The 13,867-nt window shown below is 68.2% G+C and carries 17 protein-coding genes; 7 read left to right on the plus strand and 10 right to left on the minus strand.

The window, feature by feature from the left end:
• Positions 1-34 precede the first annotated feature (34 nt).
• The 6 genes from VGC18_RS05560 to VGC18_RS05585 form a co-directional block, all read right to left on the minus strand.
• Positions 35-682: an FMN reductase gene (locus VGC18_RS05560; protein ID WP_331095086.1), complete on the minus strand. Its 648-nt coding sequence runs from the start codon at positions 680-682 to the stop codon at positions 35-37.
• Positions 672-1,847, minus strand: coding sequence for an LLM class flavin-dependent oxidoreductase (locus tag VGC18_RS05565; protein ID WP_331095088.1), 1,176 nt, complete (start codon positions 1,845-1,847; stop codon positions 672-674). Before VGC18_RS05565 ends, VGC18_RS05560 begins: the two co-directional genes overlap by 11 nt.
• Before the next feature lie 94 nt (positions 1,848-1,941).
• Positions 1,942-2,583, minus strand: a complete 642-nt coding sequence (locus VGC18_RS05570) for a hypothetical protein (RefSeq protein ID WP_331095090.1) — start codon at positions 2,581-2,583, stop codon at positions 1,942-1,944.
• Between the two features lie 38 nt (positions 2,584-2,621).
• Positions 2,622-3,377, minus strand: a complete 756-nt coding sequence (locus VGC18_RS05575; protein ID WP_331095092.1) for a fructosamine kinase family protein — start codon at positions 3,375-3,377, stop codon at positions 2,622-2,624.
• Between the two features lie 11 nt (positions 3,378-3,388).
• A complete protein-coding gene (locus VGC18_RS05580; RefSeq protein WP_331095094.1) occupies positions 3,389-3,814 on the minus strand; it encodes a hypothetical protein in 426 nt (141 codons plus the stop codon).
• Positions 3,815-3,865: 51 nt separating this feature from the next.
• Positions 3,866-4,285: a hypothetical protein gene (locus VGC18_RS05585; RefSeq protein WP_331095096.1), complete on the minus strand. Its 420-nt coding sequence runs from the start codon at positions 4,283-4,285 to the stop codon at positions 3,866-3,868.
• A 168-nt stretch (positions 4,286-4,453) separates the two neighbouring features.
• Here VGC18_RS05585 and VGC18_RS05590 point away from each other — a divergent pair, with 168 nt between their 5' ends.
• A complete protein-coding gene (locus VGC18_RS05590; protein WP_331095098.1) occupies positions 4,454-5,308 on the plus strand; it encodes an alpha/beta hydrolase in 855 nt (284 codons plus the stop codon).
• A 97-nt stretch (positions 5,309-5,405) separates the two neighbouring features.
• On the opposite strand, the gene rpsO is transcribed toward VGC18_RS05590, so the two are convergent.
• Both rpsO and VGC18_RS05600 read right to left on the minus strand, forming a co-directional pair.
• Positions 5,406-5,675: a 30S ribosomal protein S15 gene (rpsO, locus tag VGC18_RS05595; RefSeq protein ID WP_331095100.1), complete on the minus strand. Its 270-nt coding sequence runs from the start codon at positions 5,673-5,675 to the stop codon at positions 5,406-5,408.
• A gap of 216 nt (positions 5,676-5,891) precedes the next feature.
• Positions 5,892-6,128 carry a hypothetical protein gene (locus VGC18_RS05600; protein WP_331095102.1) on the minus strand — a complete coding sequence of 79 codons (237 nt, stop codon included), beginning with the start codon at positions 6,126-6,128 and terminating at the stop codon, positions 5,892-5,894.
• Between the two features lie 113 nt (positions 6,129-6,241).
• On the opposite strand from VGC18_RS05600, the gene VGC18_RS05605 reads away from it, so the two are divergent.
• Both VGC18_RS05605 and VGC18_RS05610 read left to right on the plus strand, forming a co-directional pair.
• Entirely contained in the window at positions 6,242-6,337 is a 96-nt protein-coding gene (locus VGC18_RS05605; protein ID WP_331095105.1) for a hypothetical protein, read from the plus strand.
• A 116-nt stretch (positions 6,338-6,453) separates the two neighbouring features.
• Complete coding sequence (locus VGC18_RS05610; protein WP_331095107.1) at positions 6,454-7,854, plus strand: HNH endonuclease signature motif containing protein; 1,401 nt, start codon at positions 6,454-6,456, stop codon at positions 7,852-7,854.
• Here VGC18_RS05610 and VGC18_RS05615 read toward each other — a convergent pair.
• Positions 7,851-8,417: a type 1 glutamine amidotransferase domain-containing protein gene (locus VGC18_RS05615; protein ID WP_331095109.1), complete on the minus strand. Its 567-nt coding sequence runs from the start codon at positions 8,415-8,417 to the stop codon at positions 7,851-7,853. The genes VGC18_RS05610 and VGC18_RS05615 overlap by 4 nt on opposite strands.
• Before the next feature lie 218 nt (positions 8,418-8,635).
• On the opposite strand from VGC18_RS05615, the gene VGC18_RS05620 reads away from it, so the two are divergent.
• Together VGC18_RS05620 and VGC18_RS05625 are read left to right on the plus strand one after the other, a co-directional pair.
• The gene (locus VGC18_RS05620) at positions 8,636-9,211 is read left to right on the plus strand and encodes an HdeD family acid-resistance protein (RefSeq protein ID WP_331095112.1); all 576 of its coding nucleotides are present in this window, start codon (positions 8,636-8,638) and stop codon (positions 9,209-9,211) included.
• 66 nt (positions 9,212-9,277) lie between these two features.
• Positions 9,278-9,976, plus strand: a complete 699-nt coding sequence (locus VGC18_RS05625; RefSeq protein ID WP_331095114.1) for a ribonuclease H — start codon at positions 9,278-9,280, stop codon at positions 9,974-9,976.
• A 69-nt stretch (positions 9,977-10,045) separates the two neighbouring features.
• On the opposite strand, the gene VGC18_RS05630 is transcribed toward VGC18_RS05625, so the two are convergent.
• Positions 10,046-11,497, minus strand: a complete 1,452-nt coding sequence (locus VGC18_RS05630; protein WP_414672858.1) for a phytoene desaturase family protein — start codon at positions 11,495-11,497, stop codon at positions 10,046-10,048.
• A gap of 224 nt (positions 11,498-11,721) precedes the next feature.
• Between VGC18_RS05630 and VGC18_RS05635 the strand changes: the two genes are divergently transcribed.
• Both VGC18_RS05635 and VGC18_RS05640 read left to right on the plus strand, forming a co-directional pair.
• Positions 11,722-12,624 carry an LPXTG cell wall anchor domain-containing protein gene (locus tag VGC18_RS05635; protein WP_331095116.1) on the plus strand — a complete coding sequence of 301 codons (903 nt, stop codon included), beginning with the start codon at positions 11,722-11,724 and terminating at the stop codon, positions 12,622-12,624.
• Between the two features lie 73 nt (positions 12,625-12,697).
• A complete protein-coding gene (locus VGC18_RS05640) occupies positions 12,698-13,861 on the plus strand; it encodes a BTAD domain-containing putative transcriptional regulator (protein ID WP_331095152.1) in 1,164 nt (387 codons plus the stop codon).
• Positions 13,862-13,867 lie beyond the last annotated feature (6 nt).

The raw sequence follows: 13,867 nt of genomic DNA on the forward strand, positions 1-13,867 counted from the left end.
GCCACGATCCTGTGTGTTGGACCGGTCCAACCGGCTACTGCGCTCCGTATCCGCCGACCGGGCTGAAGCCGGTTGGCAGGGCGAACGGGTCGATGATCCTGCCGGAGCGATCCGAGTCGCGCACGAGCGCCGCGAGTTCACTCGCGCCCCGGTTGATCCGGTCGGGGAGCGCACCGGACGCCGCATCCGCACCGCTCCCCCAGTCGCTCGACGCCGCGTACACGGAGGTCGGGACGACGACGGCATGGAGATAGGTGAACAGCGGCCGCATCGAGTAGTCGAGGGCGAGCGAGTGCCGTTCCGTCCCGCCCGTCGCCCCGATGAGGACGGGCAGATCAGTGAGGGCGGTCGGCTCGATCACGTCGATGAACGACTTGAACAGGCCGCTGTAGGTCGTCGTGAAGATCGGCGTGACCGCGATCAGGCCGTCCGCGGAGCTCACCTGCTCGATGGCCGCCTCGAGCTTCGGCGGAGCGAAGCCGGTGAGCAGGTTGTTGGTGATGTCGTGCGCAAGATCGCGCAGTTCCACCACCTCGACCTCCGCCCGCACTCCGAGGGAATCGAGGCGTGCCACGGTCGCGGCGGTCAGCCGATCGGCGAGCAGCCTCGTCGACGAGGGCTGGCTGAGCCCGGACGACACCACAACGACGCGTTTCACGGAGTTTTCGCCCTCAGCGCTCATTGCCGGCCACCTCCAGGGTCGTCGCATCCGTTTTTTCCTTGAGATCGGTTCCGGCGACGGGGAGATCGGTCCCGGCGGCGGGATCGGTTCCGACGGCGCGCGCGGCGACGAGGGATGCGTGGGTCGGGCCGTCGGGAACCTCGGTCGGACGATCCTTGGCGAGCTCCCTGCGGAGGACCGGCACGACCTCCTCACCCAGGATGTCGAGCTGCTCGAGCACGGTCTTCAGCGGAAGCCCCGCATGGTCCATGAGGAACAGCTGGCGCTGGTAGTCGCCGAAGTGCTCGCGCATCCCCGCGTACCGGTCGATGACCTGCTGCGGGCTGCCGACGGTCAGCGGGGTCTGTTCCGCGAACTCCTCGAGGCTGGGACCGTGCCCGTAGACCGGCGCCTCGTCGAAGTAGGGGCGGAACTCGTTCACGGCGTCCTGCGAGTTCTTACGCATGAAGGCCTGGCCGCCCAATCCGACGATCGCCTGCGCGGCGGTGCCGTGCCCGTAGTGCTCGAAGCGCTGGCGGTAGTAGCCGATCAGCCGCATGTAGTGCTCCTTCGGCCAGAAGATGTTGTTGGCGAAGAAGCCGTCGCCGTAGTAGGCGGCCTGCTCGGCGATCTCCGGGCTGCGGATGCTGCCGTGCCAGACGAACGGCGCGACACCGTCGAGCGGACGTGGAGTGGAGGTGAAGCCCTGCAGCGGCGTGCGGTATTTGCCCTGCCAGTCGACGACCTCCTCCGTCCACAGGCGGTGCAGGAGGGCGTAGTTCTCGATGGCGAGCGGGATGCCCTCCCGGATGTCCTTGCCGAACCACGGGTAGACCGGCCCGGTGTTGCCGCGGCCCATCATCAGATCGACCCGGCCGTCCGCGACGTGCTGAAGCATCGCGTAGTCCTCCGCGATCTTCACCGGATCGTTGGTGGTGATGAGCGTCGTCGACGTGGAGAGGATGATCCTGTCCGTCCTGGCCGCCACGTAGCCGAGCATGGTGGTCGGGCTCGACGGGATGAACGGCGGGTTGTGGTGCTCGCCGAGCGCGAAGACGTCAAGGCCGACCTCCTCCGCCTTCTGTGCGATGGTCAGGATGTTCCCAATCCGCTCGTGCTCCGTCGGCATCCGCCCGGTGGTCGGGTCGGGCGTCACGTCTCCGACGGTGAAGATTCCGAACTGCATCTCTTGTCGCGCTCCCTGTGTTGAGGTCCTCGTATCATTTCCATGCGTTTGCATGGAATGGTAACGGATCGGCACGGGTGGGTATTCCCTGCCGTCAGCCGCCCGCCCGAGCGCTCAGCTGAAGCCAGGGCGGCACCGGCGGGCATCGCTGCTCGAAGAAGCGCACCGTCGCATCCGGCGCCGCCCCGTGGAGGAGCCCCTGGTACGGATCCCAGCCGGAGGAGGTTCCGGGAGCGTCACGGAGCGCCAGCTGGTCCGGCGCGGGCGAGGGCGCCCCCGCCAGGAGCAGGCAGGGTCGCACGACGCCCCGCTGGTAGGCCGCCTCCAGGGACGTCTGCTTCGGCCCGAGCAGGCTCAGCAGGATGAACACGGTCGGGTAGGCGACCTCGCAGCTGTAGGTGGTCACCGCGAAATCCAGCGGAGACTGCCCGTCGCTGCTGGAGTAGGAATAGCCCTGTCCGTCGTCCGTCGGCGTGACGGCGAACCCCGCCGCCCGCAGACACGCGGCCATCGTCGTGGCCCATTCGTAGTCCGGGATGGTCCGGACCGGCGACACGGCCGGTCGCACCGCCTCGGGGTAGAGCCTCGACACCTCCCGCCACTCCCCGTCCTTGAGCGTGGAGACCATCCTGGTCCGCTCCGCCTCGCCGATCACCGGTGGCGGGCTCGCGCAACCGGTCAGCAGGACGGCGGATGCCGCGAGCGCCAGCACCCCGGTGAGACCACGCGTGAGCATGTCGCCAGCCTGACACCCGCGGGCGGCGGCGAGAAGCCTTAGAGGTCGAGGACGGCCAGCGCCGCCTCGTGCAGCGCCAGGCCGTAGCTCCTGCCGTGACCGGCCGCGTGCACGGCGAGGGGATGCAGCTGGTGCAGCGGCACACGTCGCCGCCAGCCCGCCCGCAGCGGGGTCACCGACTGGTAACCCTCCTGGATCTGCGACAGATGCGGGCAGCCGAAGAGCGCGAGCATCGCCAGATCCGTCTCCCGGTGACCGCCGTGCGCCGCGGGATCGATCAGCCGGACGCCGTCTTTCGACCAGAGCACGTTGCCGCTCCACAGATCGCCGTGGATGCGCGCGGGGCCATCGCCGTCGTCGAACTCCCCCGCGCCGATCCGGTCGCAGGCCGAGGTGACGTCACGCGCCTCCGCCGTCGTCACGGTTCCGGCACGCCTGGCCGCCTCGAGGAACGGCAGCACCCGATCCCTCGCGTAGAACCGGCCCCAGGTGGCCTCGTCGGCCACGGGCATCCGTCGATCGCCGATGAACAGCGGCCCGTCCCAGCCGTCCGGAGGCGCACCGAAGGAGGCTGCGCCCGCGGCGTGCATCCTCGCGAGGCGCTGGCCGAACAGTTGCGCCTCGCGGGCCGTCGGGGTGACCTCGACGATCCGCTCCAGCCCGATGAGGCCCGGCTCCACCCGGATGACGGGCGCCGTCGGCATGCCGGCGGAGGCGAGCCAGGCGAGTCCCGCAGCCTCGGCCTCGAAGAAACCGGCCGGAGCATCCGCGCGGCGCTTGATCACCGTCGTCATGCCGGAGACACCTAGCGGGTCTGGCCGATCAGGAGGTCGACGCGCAGCGCGCCTCTCTCCTTGGCCAGCTTCACCGGGATGCGCACCTTCTGTCCGCGCTTGTCGAGGCGACTGAGCGCCTCGTCGACGATCGGCTCGAGGCCACGCGGGACCGTCCCGACGACCCCGCTGACGCGCGTCCCCGCGAACAGGCGGACGAGCATGGGAGCGTCGGTGCGCTCGTCCTCGATGCTGCGGCGCGAGATCGCCGTCTCGAGCGTCTCCTCGCCGACCTCGACCAGCCGGCGCAACTCCTCCTGGTGCGGGTTGCTGTCGGCCAGCCGGATCCTGACGCGCGCCCTCGCCGGGACGAGGTCGTACCGGTAGTCGTTGAAGGATCCGGAGCCCCGATCGTCCTTGGGAAGCGGATTGTCGTCGTCTCGACTGAAGAGGCCCATGGGATAGATGCTATCGAGCCAGGGCCTCTCGCGAGTCCGTCGGTGCGCGGTTCAGGCGGCCTTGTCCCTGCTCTGCCCGGCGCGGCGGGGCGCCACCGAGATCACGGCGCCATTCGGCACCTGGGCATCGGCATCGATCTTCGCTCCCGGCGCGATCCGCACACCCTCGCCGATGCGGGAGTGGCTGCCAAGGCGCGCGCCCCCGCCGACCTGGGTGTCCCGGCCGACATGGACGTTCTGACCGATGAATACGCGCTCGCCGATGACCGCGCCCTGATCGATCCAGCTGCCGGCACCGATCGTGGTGCCCGCCCCGACCCTGGCCTCCGACTCGATGTAGGCGGTGGGCGCGACGAACACACTCGGCTGCACACGCGCACGCGGCGACACGAGCCCCTTGCCATTGGAATGGCGCTGGTACCTCAGCACAGCACCGTTCTCATCGTCGATCTCGATATTCACTCTTCCCATATGACCCTCCTGTTGTGCTTAACCACCAATGACGCCCGGAGATTCCTCGTTATTCCCCACCAACGCGGCTGGACGCCCGGACAAGGCTCTAGACGGCCGGGTCCTCGCGGTTCTAGCGTTCAGAAACGGGCGGCACGAGGGACCGCCTCCGATGCGTTGGGAGTTCTCATGAACGGATTGACGGAAACGGAACTGAACGAGATCGCCAGAGCCAATGCGCTCGGCACACGGCCCGTGGTGTTCGTCCACGGGCTCTGGCTGCTGTCGAGCAGCTGGGATCGATGGCGGGCCCTGTTCGAGGACAACGGCTACGCGACGATCGCGCCCGGGTGGCCGGACGATCCGGACACGGTCGAGGAGGCGAAGAGGGACCCGAGCGTCTTCGCGCACAAGATGGTCGGACAGGTCACCGACCACTACCTCGACGCCATCGCGAAGCTCGACCACGAGCCGGTCGTGATCGGCCATTCCTTCGGCGGCCTCATCGCCCTGAAGATCGCCGGAGAGGGTGCGGCCGCCGCCACGGTCGCGATCGACAACGCCCCGTTCCAGGGTGTCCTGCCGTTGCCGGTCTCCTCGCTCAAGTCGTCCGCGCCCGTGCTGACCAACCCGACCAACGTCGGCAAGGCGGTGGCCCTCACCCTGGAGCAGTTCACCTACGGCTGGGCGAACAACCTCGAGGCGGACGAGGCGAAGGAGCTCTGGGAGACCTACCACGTGCCCGCGCCGGGGGCACCGCTGTTCCAGGCGGCGACGGCCAACTTCAACCCGTTCTCCGAGACCAAGGTCGACACCCGCAACCCGGAGCGCGGCCCCGTCCTGATCATCGCCGGAGCGAACGACAACACCGTGCCGCTCGCGATCACCCGGGCGACCTACAACCTGGAGAAGAAGAATGCCGGAGAGACCCGCATCACGGAGATTCCGGGCCGCGGACACTCGCTGGTCATCGATCACGGCTGGCGCGAGGTGGCGGACACGGCGCTCGAGTTCACGCTGACCTACGCCGATCCGACGCCCTGAGTCCTGCCCGGTGCGGTGGCAGGAAAAAGGCCCGCCCACGTATACATGGGCGGGCCTTCCGAGCCAGTCGTCGATCCGCGCGACGCCGGGAAAGAACCTAGCGGCGCAGTCCGAGACGCTCGATGAGCGACCGGTAACGCGAGATGTCGATGTCCTGCAGGTAGCCCAGCAGGCGACGACGCTGGCCGACCAGCAGAAGCAGGCCACGACGGGAGTGGTGGTCGTGCTTGTGCTCTTTCAGGTGCTCGGTGAGATCCTTGATGCGCGCGGTCAGCATTGCGACCTGCACTTCGGGGCTACCGGTATCACCCGGGTGGGTTGCGTACTCGTCGATGATCGACTTCTTGGCATCTGGTGCTAATGGCATAGATGGCCCCTCTCACTCGTTGCGCGGTGCCCGTAACAGGATGTCCGAGCTCTCTTTATCCGCGGCCGTCTGACGGCAACTTCCCCACTTTAGCAGGGATGGGGAGCGGCCGCGGCCCACGACTCGTGCCGCCAGGCTGGCCTAGCATGCGGAATGCCCATGCGGCACCGATTCCCGCGATCCAGAAAGCCGAGCCATGACCCGCCCAGAACCCACCTACAGCATTAACGACCTCGAGCGGGAACCGGTTGCCGAGTTCCCCTCCTTCACCCGCGACGACGCGGCCAGGCTGGGGAGATCACCGTCGCCGTCATCCGCGAATGGGAGCGGAACCTCGCCGTGGACATCCACATCGGCGACGAGCTGGCCTACCGCGCGCAACTCGGCAGCACCGGGCAGGGCAACGCCGACGTCATCCAGGGCAAGATCCTCGTGGTCAAGAGGTTCGGTCACAGCTCGCTCCTGGCGCGGCTGAGGAAGGAAGAGGACCCGTCCCTCGCCGATGGCCTGGATGACGACTACAAGTTCTGGGCGGCTGCATCCCGATCTTCGTCGGCGGAGAGCTCGTGGGAACGGTCGCGACCTCCGGCGAGGAGGACGTCGTCGACCACGAGGCCACCGCGGAAGCCGTCAGGCGCTATCTCGCCGAGCTCGTCGGGTAACCGGGAGGCCACGCGTCCGCTCCTCCACAGTGCGGCCCCCGCACACTTCTCCACGGCCATAACACCGGTCCGATCAGCACAAAGGCAATGTCGGTGGCTCGTGATTGAGTGTTCTCATGGACGACATCGAGAGGGTCTTCGAGGCGGCGAGCAGCCTGCTCGCCCGGCTCGCGCGCCTCGACCTCACGACGATGGATGACGAGGCGATCTGCTCCATTGTTGCCCGCGCCGAGCGGGCCGGCCGGCTCATCGACACGATCCGTGCCGTCTCCGCCGCAGAGGTCGAGGAACGGTCTCGATTCGAGTTGGGCGCCGGGGGCCTGTCCTTTCGCAACGGTCATCGCCGCGGCACGGCTCTCGTCGAGCACATCACCAGGGTGTCTCAGGGCGAAGCGGCTCGGCGCATCCGTTTGGGCATGGCGATCAGAGCACGCCGGTCCCTCGCCGGCGAGACCCTCCCCGCGGCGTATCCGCGGGTCGCGGAGGCGATGATCGCCGGCCAGCTCGGCACGGACGCCGCCGGCCAGATCGTCCGCTGCCTCGGGCAGGCCGAGAAACACACCGTCATGCTCGATCGCCTGGCTGTGGCGGAGGAGGCCCTCGTCGAGGCGGCGACCCACGATTGCGCCGACCTCGTCGGGATCCAGGCGGGTATCTGGCGGGAGGCGCTCGATCCCGATGGTGCCGAGGTGCGCGACGACGAGGTGCGCCAGCGTCGGGGCTTCAGACTGGGGAGGGAGCGACACGGTCTGACGCCCTTCTCCGGCGAGGCGGACCCGACCTTCGCCGCGCTCTTGCGTTCGGCCTTTGCCGAGGCGAACGCGCCGGATGCAAAACCACGATTTCTCGGCGAGGAAGACACGGCGAGGGGGACGGAACCCGTGACGACGCCGGACGGCACGGTGGTCGAGGTGCTGAAGGACCCACGCACCAGGGAGCAGCGACAGCTCGATGTCCTCGTCGGACTGGTGACCGCGGGCGTACGGGCCACGGGCACCGAACCGGGCGGAATGCGCAGCACCGCGACCGTGATGGCCGTCGTCCAGCTCAAGGATCTGCAGAGTGGAACGGGTGCCGGCTGGCTCGATGACGTCGACGAGCCCATCTCTGGCCGGAGCGTGCGGGAATTGGCCTGCGACGCGGAACTGCAGACGGTCATTCTGGGTGACAACGGCAAGGTGGTTCACCTCGGGATCGGCAGACGGTATTTCACGACGCCCCAACGACGAGCCCTGGCGGTGCGAGACGGCGGATGCGTCTGGCCGCAGTGCACCGCACCACCCAGCTGGTGCCATGCCCACCACGTCGAGGAATGGCAGCACGGTGGCCGGACGAGCATCGACAACGGCCTGCTGCTCTGCCCGGCGCACCATCACATGCTGCACAACTCCGACTTCCAGTTCAGGATGATCGGAGGTAAGCCACGACTGCTCGCGCCGCCCTGGATCGATCCCGATCAGACCTGGCGACCGGTGGGACGCACCCGCGCCATGATGACGGAGACCCTCCCTGTCTAGGCGTGCTGGCGCGCGTGCAGTCCCTCTCGGATCTCCTCGACGAGCTTGGCGTTGAATGCCGGCAGGTCGTCGGGCTGGCGACTGGTCACGAAGCCCCCGTCGGTGACGACCTCCTCGTCGCTCCAGATCGCGCCGGCGTTGCGCAGGTCGGTCCGCAGCGTCCGGTAGCTCGTCAGCCGACGGCCATCCACCACTCCTGCCTCGATGAGGATCCACGGCGCATGGCAGATCGCGGCGACCGGCTTCCGGGTGGCGAAGAACTCGCGCACGAACCGCACGGAATCCTCGTCCACGCGCAGGGCGTCGGCATTGATCACGCCGCCGGGCAGCACGAGGGCATCGAACTCGGTCGCATCGGTGTCGGTCACCGACCGATCGACCTCGAAGACGTCACCCTTGTCGACGTGGTTGAAGCCCTGCACCGTGTCTCCCTTCGGGGAGACGAGCACGGGGGTTCCGCCGGCTTCCTTCACCGCCTGCCATGGACTGGTCAATTCGATCTGCTCGACGCCGTCGGTCAGCAGAAAAGCGATCTTCTTACCTGAGATGTCTGCGGTAGCCATAACCTCTCCTGTTCATCCTTCGCTTGGTCTGTCGGGCTCGGTCGTCCCGACGGCGAGGACGGTAGGCGCGGAAGCTGGATCCTGGCTCACAGATTCCTTCCCGTCCGATCCACGAGCACGCTGGCATGCCGCGGCGGCCGGTGGGACAATTTCAGCGACGGCCGACCGTGACCCGAGCCGACCGCCCGACCTGCCCGCAACGAGAACGAGGAGCTCGAATGACCACCCCGACCCCAGGACTTCTTCCCGGAATACCGCTCGGAATGCTGCGCATCCATCGTGGCGAACTCATCGCGGTGTCCATCATCGGAGTGATACTCGGCCTCGTCGGCCTGTTCCTCCCCGGCGTCACCCTGCTCACCGTGGCGATCATCTTCGGCAGCTACCTCATCGTCTCCGGCATCTTCCGCATCACCGCCGCGTTCGTCTCGCACGGCCTGACCACCGGCCTCCGCTGGCTCACCGGCATCATGGGACTCATCGTCATCGTGGCCGGCATCATCTGCCTCGCCGATCCGTTCGGCTCACTCGTGGTGCTGGCCTTCGTCATCGGGATCGGCTGGATCGCCGAGGGCATCACGGACGTGATCGGTGGCCTGCGCGGCTCCGTACGGCCTCGATGGTTCGGGATCGTGAGCGGTGTCATCTCCATCCTGGCCGGAATCGTCACCTTCGTCCTTCCGGCGCTCGCGGTCGTCACCTTCGTCACGATCGCCTCCGTGCTGCTCATCGTCGTCAGCCTCAGTACGCTCTTCACCCTGCCGAGGAGGAACGCGGCGGCGACCTCCGTCTGACCGGATGCGACCGTGTCCGGACGGCGCGACCGACCGGTGCACAATTGATCCGGACGAAAGGCCAGAATGACGATTCGCGCCGCAGCAGACGGCTCAGCCCTCGGCAACCCCGGACCGGCGGGCTGGGCCTGGTACGTCAACGACGATTGCTGGGCGGCGGGCGGCTGGAAACACGCCACGAACAATCAGGCGGAGCTCACCGCGGTCCTCCAGCTGTTGCGCGCGACCGCACACGTCCCCGACGAGCTGCTCATCCTCTGCGACAGCCAGTACGTCATCAATTGCGTCACCAGATGGATGCCTGGCTGGAAGAAGAAGGGCTGGCGCAAGGCGGACGGCAAGCCGGTGATGAACGTCGAACTGCTCAAGGAGCTGGATCAGGCGCTGGTCGGGCGACGGTATCGCTTCGAGTGGGTGAAGGGACACGCCAACCATCCGCTCAACGAGGCGGCGGATGCGAGGGCGAGAGCCGTCTCGGAGGCCTATCAGCGGGGAACGACCGTGCCGAGCGGTCCCGGCTTCGTCAGGGACGGTGAGCGGCGGGTTGAACGCCCCGCGGCCACCGAGCTGGCGGCCGCCGCCCGACCGACGACCGGCACCGGGACGCCGCCGCTCTTCTCCCTGGACGGGCAGGCGTCGACCGAGGACCGACCGGCGGAGATCCCGCTCCTGCTTCATCTCACTCCCGCGGAGCATGAGCGACTGCTGGCACGGGCGAAACGGCGAGGAACCAGCCCGGAACAGCTGCTGAAGGAACTGATCTAGGAGACCGGTTGCCGCGCCCCTTCCGGCGGTCAGGCCGGCAGTGCACGGCGCGATAGCCGGTTGCGACTCTCAGTCCCTTCCGAGGTGAGGGGTGGCCGTGATGCCGAACTCCGCGCGGAGTGCGGCCCGTGCGGCGTAGAACCCGGCCAGTCCATGGATTCCTGGGCCGGGGGCGGTGGAGGCCGAGCACAGGTAGAGGCCCTCGGCAGGCGTCCGCCAGGGAACCGGCGCCAGCACCGGCCGCGCGATGAGCTGCCCGAGATCGACGTCACCGCCGGCGATGTCTCCTCCGACGTAGTTGGGGTTATAGCCCTCCAGTTCCGTGGCCGTCATGGCCGACGAGGCGAGGATGGTGTCGCGGAAGCCGGGGGCGTAGCGCTCGATCCTCGCGGTGATCGCCTCGGTACGATCCTCGGTCGAGCCGCGAGGGACGTGGGTATAGGCCCAGAGGACGTGTCGGGCCGCCGGCGCCCTGCTCTGATCGAAGGCGGTGGGCTGGGAGACGAGAACGTACGGATCGGACGGATGGCGACCGGCCGCGACATCCGCCTCCGCCGCGACCATCTGGGCGCGGGTTCCCCCGACGTGCACGGTGCCCGCCCGCGCCACCTCGCTGTTCGTCCAGGGCACCGGCCCGGAGAGCGCGAAGTCCACCTTCGCCACCGCGTTGCCGTACCGATAGCGTTCCATCGCGTGGCGGTAACCGGCAGGCAATCGGTCGCCGGCGATGCGAGACAGCGCTTTGGGGGACACGTCGAGAAGAACGGCGGCGGCTCGCGGGAGCTCGTTCAGGTCGGTCACCTCGGTGCCGGTGACGATCTCGCCGCCGTGGCGGAGGAGATCGTCCGCCATCGCCGCGATGATCGCCTGGCTACCGCCGACCGGGATCGGCCACCCCCGCGCGTGCGCCGTGGTGGCCAGCACGAGCCCCGCCGCGGCGGCTCCGAGGCTGGGCAACGGACGATTGGAGTGGGCCAATGCTCCGGTGAGCAGGGCGGGGGCGACATCGCCGCCGAATCGCAGGTCCCAGGCGGCGCTTCCTTGTTCCAGGATGCGCAGGCCGAGGAGCGCGACGGCGAGCGGGTGCCGCGGCGACCGGACCATCGGGGAGCCCGCGAACCGGGCGACCTCGTCGGCGCGGCGGACGAGCGGGGAGAACAGCCGCTCCCAGGCCGGTCCATCGCTTCCGAGCGAGTCGGCCGTGCGGTCGAGGTCCCGCCAGGCGAGCCCGGCCCTGCCGTCGTCGAGCGGCTGAGCGTAGGAGAGCTCCGGCACGATCATGTCGACACGCTTGGCCAGCTCGAACCGGCGGAAGAACCCGGACGACAGCGCGAGCGGATGGACGGCAGAGCACACGTCGTGCAGGAACCCCGGCAGCGTCAGCTCCCCGCTGCGTGCTCCACCTCCGATGGTCGCGTTCCGCTCATACACCCGCACGGCGAGCCCGGCCCTGGCGAGGGTCACGGCGGCAGCCATCCCGTTGGGGCCGGAACCCACGACGATCGCGTCCACGGAGTCCATGTCCCTCACCATACGCAGGTGGCGTCGGAGGGGACAGGGGTGCTGAGAAGGCAGGCCCACCGGAAGCAGACAGAGCTGTCTCGGCCGTCACGATCTGGTGACGGCCGAGTCACAACCCCTGGAGCAGGATGCGAACAGAGGGAGAACGACCAATGAGAAGCATTATCACCAGGGGGCACAGCATCAACGACACGAGTACACGGAAAAGGTTCACGCCGAGGGCGGTGATGATCATGGTCGTCGCGATCGTGGCCGCGCTGTTCCTGATCGTCTCGCCCGGCCTTTCCGGCCAGTCCGCGTCTGCGGCAGTTCCACAGAACATCGGACAGTGCAACGGTGACTACGACGGTGCCGGGGGACGCATCGCTTGCGATGTCGTGGTCAACAATTATCTCGACGTCGCTACCGGGGTCACCAGCTCGACCACGGTCACCACACTGTGCCAGAGTGCCGCGGGCGTGATCCTGCCCACCAGCAGCTGCACCGTCACGTCGATCCCCTCGCTCAATCTGATCACTTCGGTCACCCAGTGCAACGACAACGGCAACGGCGGCGGCGGCCAGATGGTCTGCAACGTCACGATCGTCAACCACATCGTCGGGGCGGCGACGTACGCCGGCGTCACCGTGAAGCAGTGCCAAGATTCGGAGTCCGGAGGCGTTCCGATCTGCGATCCGGTACAGAACACCACAGACGCGACCGTGCAACAGTGCAACGGTTCGGCCAACGGCGATGGTGGCCTGGTGACCTGCACCGTCACGATTGCGGGTGAGGGAGCGGCGCTTCCGGTCTCGGTAAACCAGTGCAACGGCTCGGAGAACGGGGGCGGAAGCACCGTCACCTGCACCTACGCGGTCTCCAACATCGTGACCGCCGCGGTCGTCGTGCCGCCGGTCGTGACGCCGCCCGCCACGACCCCGCCGGCAGCGACCACACCGAGTCCGACCGCGGAAGAGGCCGCTCGGCAAGCGGCGGCGGCACGTGAACTCGCCAGCACGGGAGCCAACGATCTGCCTCTGGCGCTCGGCGGACTCATCACCCTGATGCTCGGGGCCGGACTGATCATGATCGCCGCCCGCCGCCGGGCCATGAAGGACAGGAACGACCTGAACAGCAAGGCGATGTAAGCCATATGCCGCCTTCGCGATTCGGCGAGATCGTGGGTTATCCTTGATCGAGTCGAGGAACCGGGTGACCCTCATGATGCACGTGCACGCCGCCAGCGATGGTCCTGCTTCGATCAATGGCAGCAGCAGGCCAAGCGGCCAGACAACGTTCTCGCCGGAACGTGCGCTGGAGGCGGTGGGCGACAGGTGGAGCCTGCGCATCTTCCGGGACGCGATGTTCCGGAACACCAGTCGCTTCGCGGACTTCGAGGAGCGCAGCGGTGCTGCCCCGGACATCCTGGCCGCTCGGCTCGACGGATTCGTGGGCGCCGGACTGATGGAGACCCGCCAGACCGGTGACGGGATCGACTACCTGCTCACCGACCAGGGGCGCAACCTGGAGCCGGTGATCATCGCCCTGACCACCTGGGGAGACGGCTGGACCGGCCCGCAGGGGCCACCGATCGCCTTCCCCCACGATGCCCCGATCACCGAGGCGCTGCGACAGACGCATCTCACCATCGTCGGTGACGCTCCCGCGGAGACGCTGCTCATCGAGATCACGCTGCTCGGTGCCTTCTCCGTACGGGTGAACGGCACGGTCGTCGGGCAGCTCTCGGTCGGATCGCAACGGCTGCTCGTCTTCCTCGCTCTGCATCACCGCTCCGTCACCCGCATCGCCATGGCCGGGAAGATGTGGCCGGAGGTCTCCGACGAACGAGCGGGCATCAGCCTGCGGTCGGCGCTCTCCCGGCTGGACACCTCGACCAGGGAAGCGGTGCTCTCCGCGTCGGCGGGGCTGAGCCTCGTCGAATCCGTCGCCGTCGACCTCCGGGATGCGCGGGCCCTGGCGGCTCGCCTGGTGCAGCCGGACGGCTCACCGCTCGACAGCGACCTGAGCGCGGCCGCGACCGCGACCCTCTCGATGGAACTGCTGCCGGACTGGTACGACGATTGGGTCGTCGCCGAGGCGGAAGACTGGCGGCAGCTGAGGATGAATGCCCTCGAGGCCCAGGCTGCGATCCTCGCCGAACGGGGGCGGCTGGCAGAGGCGGCCGGTGCGGCGAGGGCCGCCATCAAGGTCGAACCGCTTCGCGAGAGCGCTCATGCGAGCCTGATCCGGGTGCATCTGGCCGAAGGCAACCAGTCCGAGGCGCTGCGCGTCTACGACAGGTACCTGACCCTCCTGCGCGAGGGTCTGGGGCTGGAGCCCACCAACAGGCTCACCGACCTCATCGCCGATATTCGTCGCGCCTGATCGGCT

The organism is Lacisediminihabitans sp. (assembly GCF_036404185.1).
GTDB lineage: Bacteria > Actinomycetota > Actinomycetes > Actinomycetales > Microbacteriaceae > Lacisediminihabitans.

Bases quoted from the DNA above. Each gene is read 5' to 3' on its own strand.
- VGC18_RS05585 (WP_331095096.1), bottom strand. From the start codon at position 4,285: ATGGGAAGAGTGAATATCGAGATCGACGATGAGAACGGTGCTGTGCTG.
- VGC18_RS05580 (WP_331095094.1), bottom strand. From the start codon at position 3,814: ATGGGCCTCTTCAGTCGAGACGACGACAATCCGCTTCCCAAGGACGAT.
- VGC18_RS05570 (WP_331095090.1), bottom strand. From the start codon at position 2,583: ATGCTCACGCGTGGTCTCACCGGGGTGCTGGCGCTCGCGGCATCCGCC.
- VGC18_RS05620 (WP_331095112.1), top strand. From the start codon at position 8,636: ATGACCACCCCGACCCCAGGACTTCTTCCCGGAATACCGCTCGGAATG.
- VGC18_RS05565 (WP_331095088.1), bottom strand. From the start codon at position 1,847: ATGCAGTTCGGAATCTTCACCGTCGGAGACGTGACGCCCGACCCGACC.
- VGC18_RS05640 (WP_331095152.1), top strand. From the start codon at position 12,698: ATGATGCACGTGCACGCCGCCAGCGATGGTCCTGCTTCGATCAATGGC.
- VGC18_RS05625 (WP_331095114.1), top strand. From the start codon at position 9,278: ATGACGATTCGCGCCGCAGCAGACGGCTCAGCCCTCGGCAACCCCGGA.
- VGC18_RS05590 (WP_331095098.1), top strand. From the start codon at position 4,454: ATGAACGGATTGACGGAAACGGAACTGAACGAGATCGCCAGAGCCAAT.
- VGC18_RS05575 (WP_331095092.1), bottom strand. From the start codon at position 3,377: ATGACGACGGTGATCAAGCGCCGCGCGGATGCTCCGGCCGGTTTCTTC.
- VGC18_RS05560 (WP_331095086.1), bottom strand. From the start codon at position 682: ATGAGCGCTGAGGGCGAAAACTCCGTGAAACGCGTCGTTGTGGTGTCG.
- VGC18_RS05615 (WP_331095109.1), bottom strand. From the start codon at position 8,417: ATGGCTACCGCAGACATCTCAGGTAAGAAGATCGCTTTTCTGCTGACC.
- VGC18_RS05610 (WP_331095107.1), top strand. From the start codon at position 6,454: ATGGACGACATCGAGAGGGTCTTCGAGGCGGCGAGCAGCCTGCTCGCC.
- rpsO (WP_331095100.1), bottom strand. From the start codon at position 5,675: ATGCCATTAGCACCAGATGCCAAGAAGTCGATCATCGACGAGTACGCA.
- VGC18_RS05630 (WP_414672858.1), bottom strand. From the start codon at position 11,497: ATGGACTCCGTGGACGCGATCGTCGTGGGTTCCGGCCCCAACGGGATG.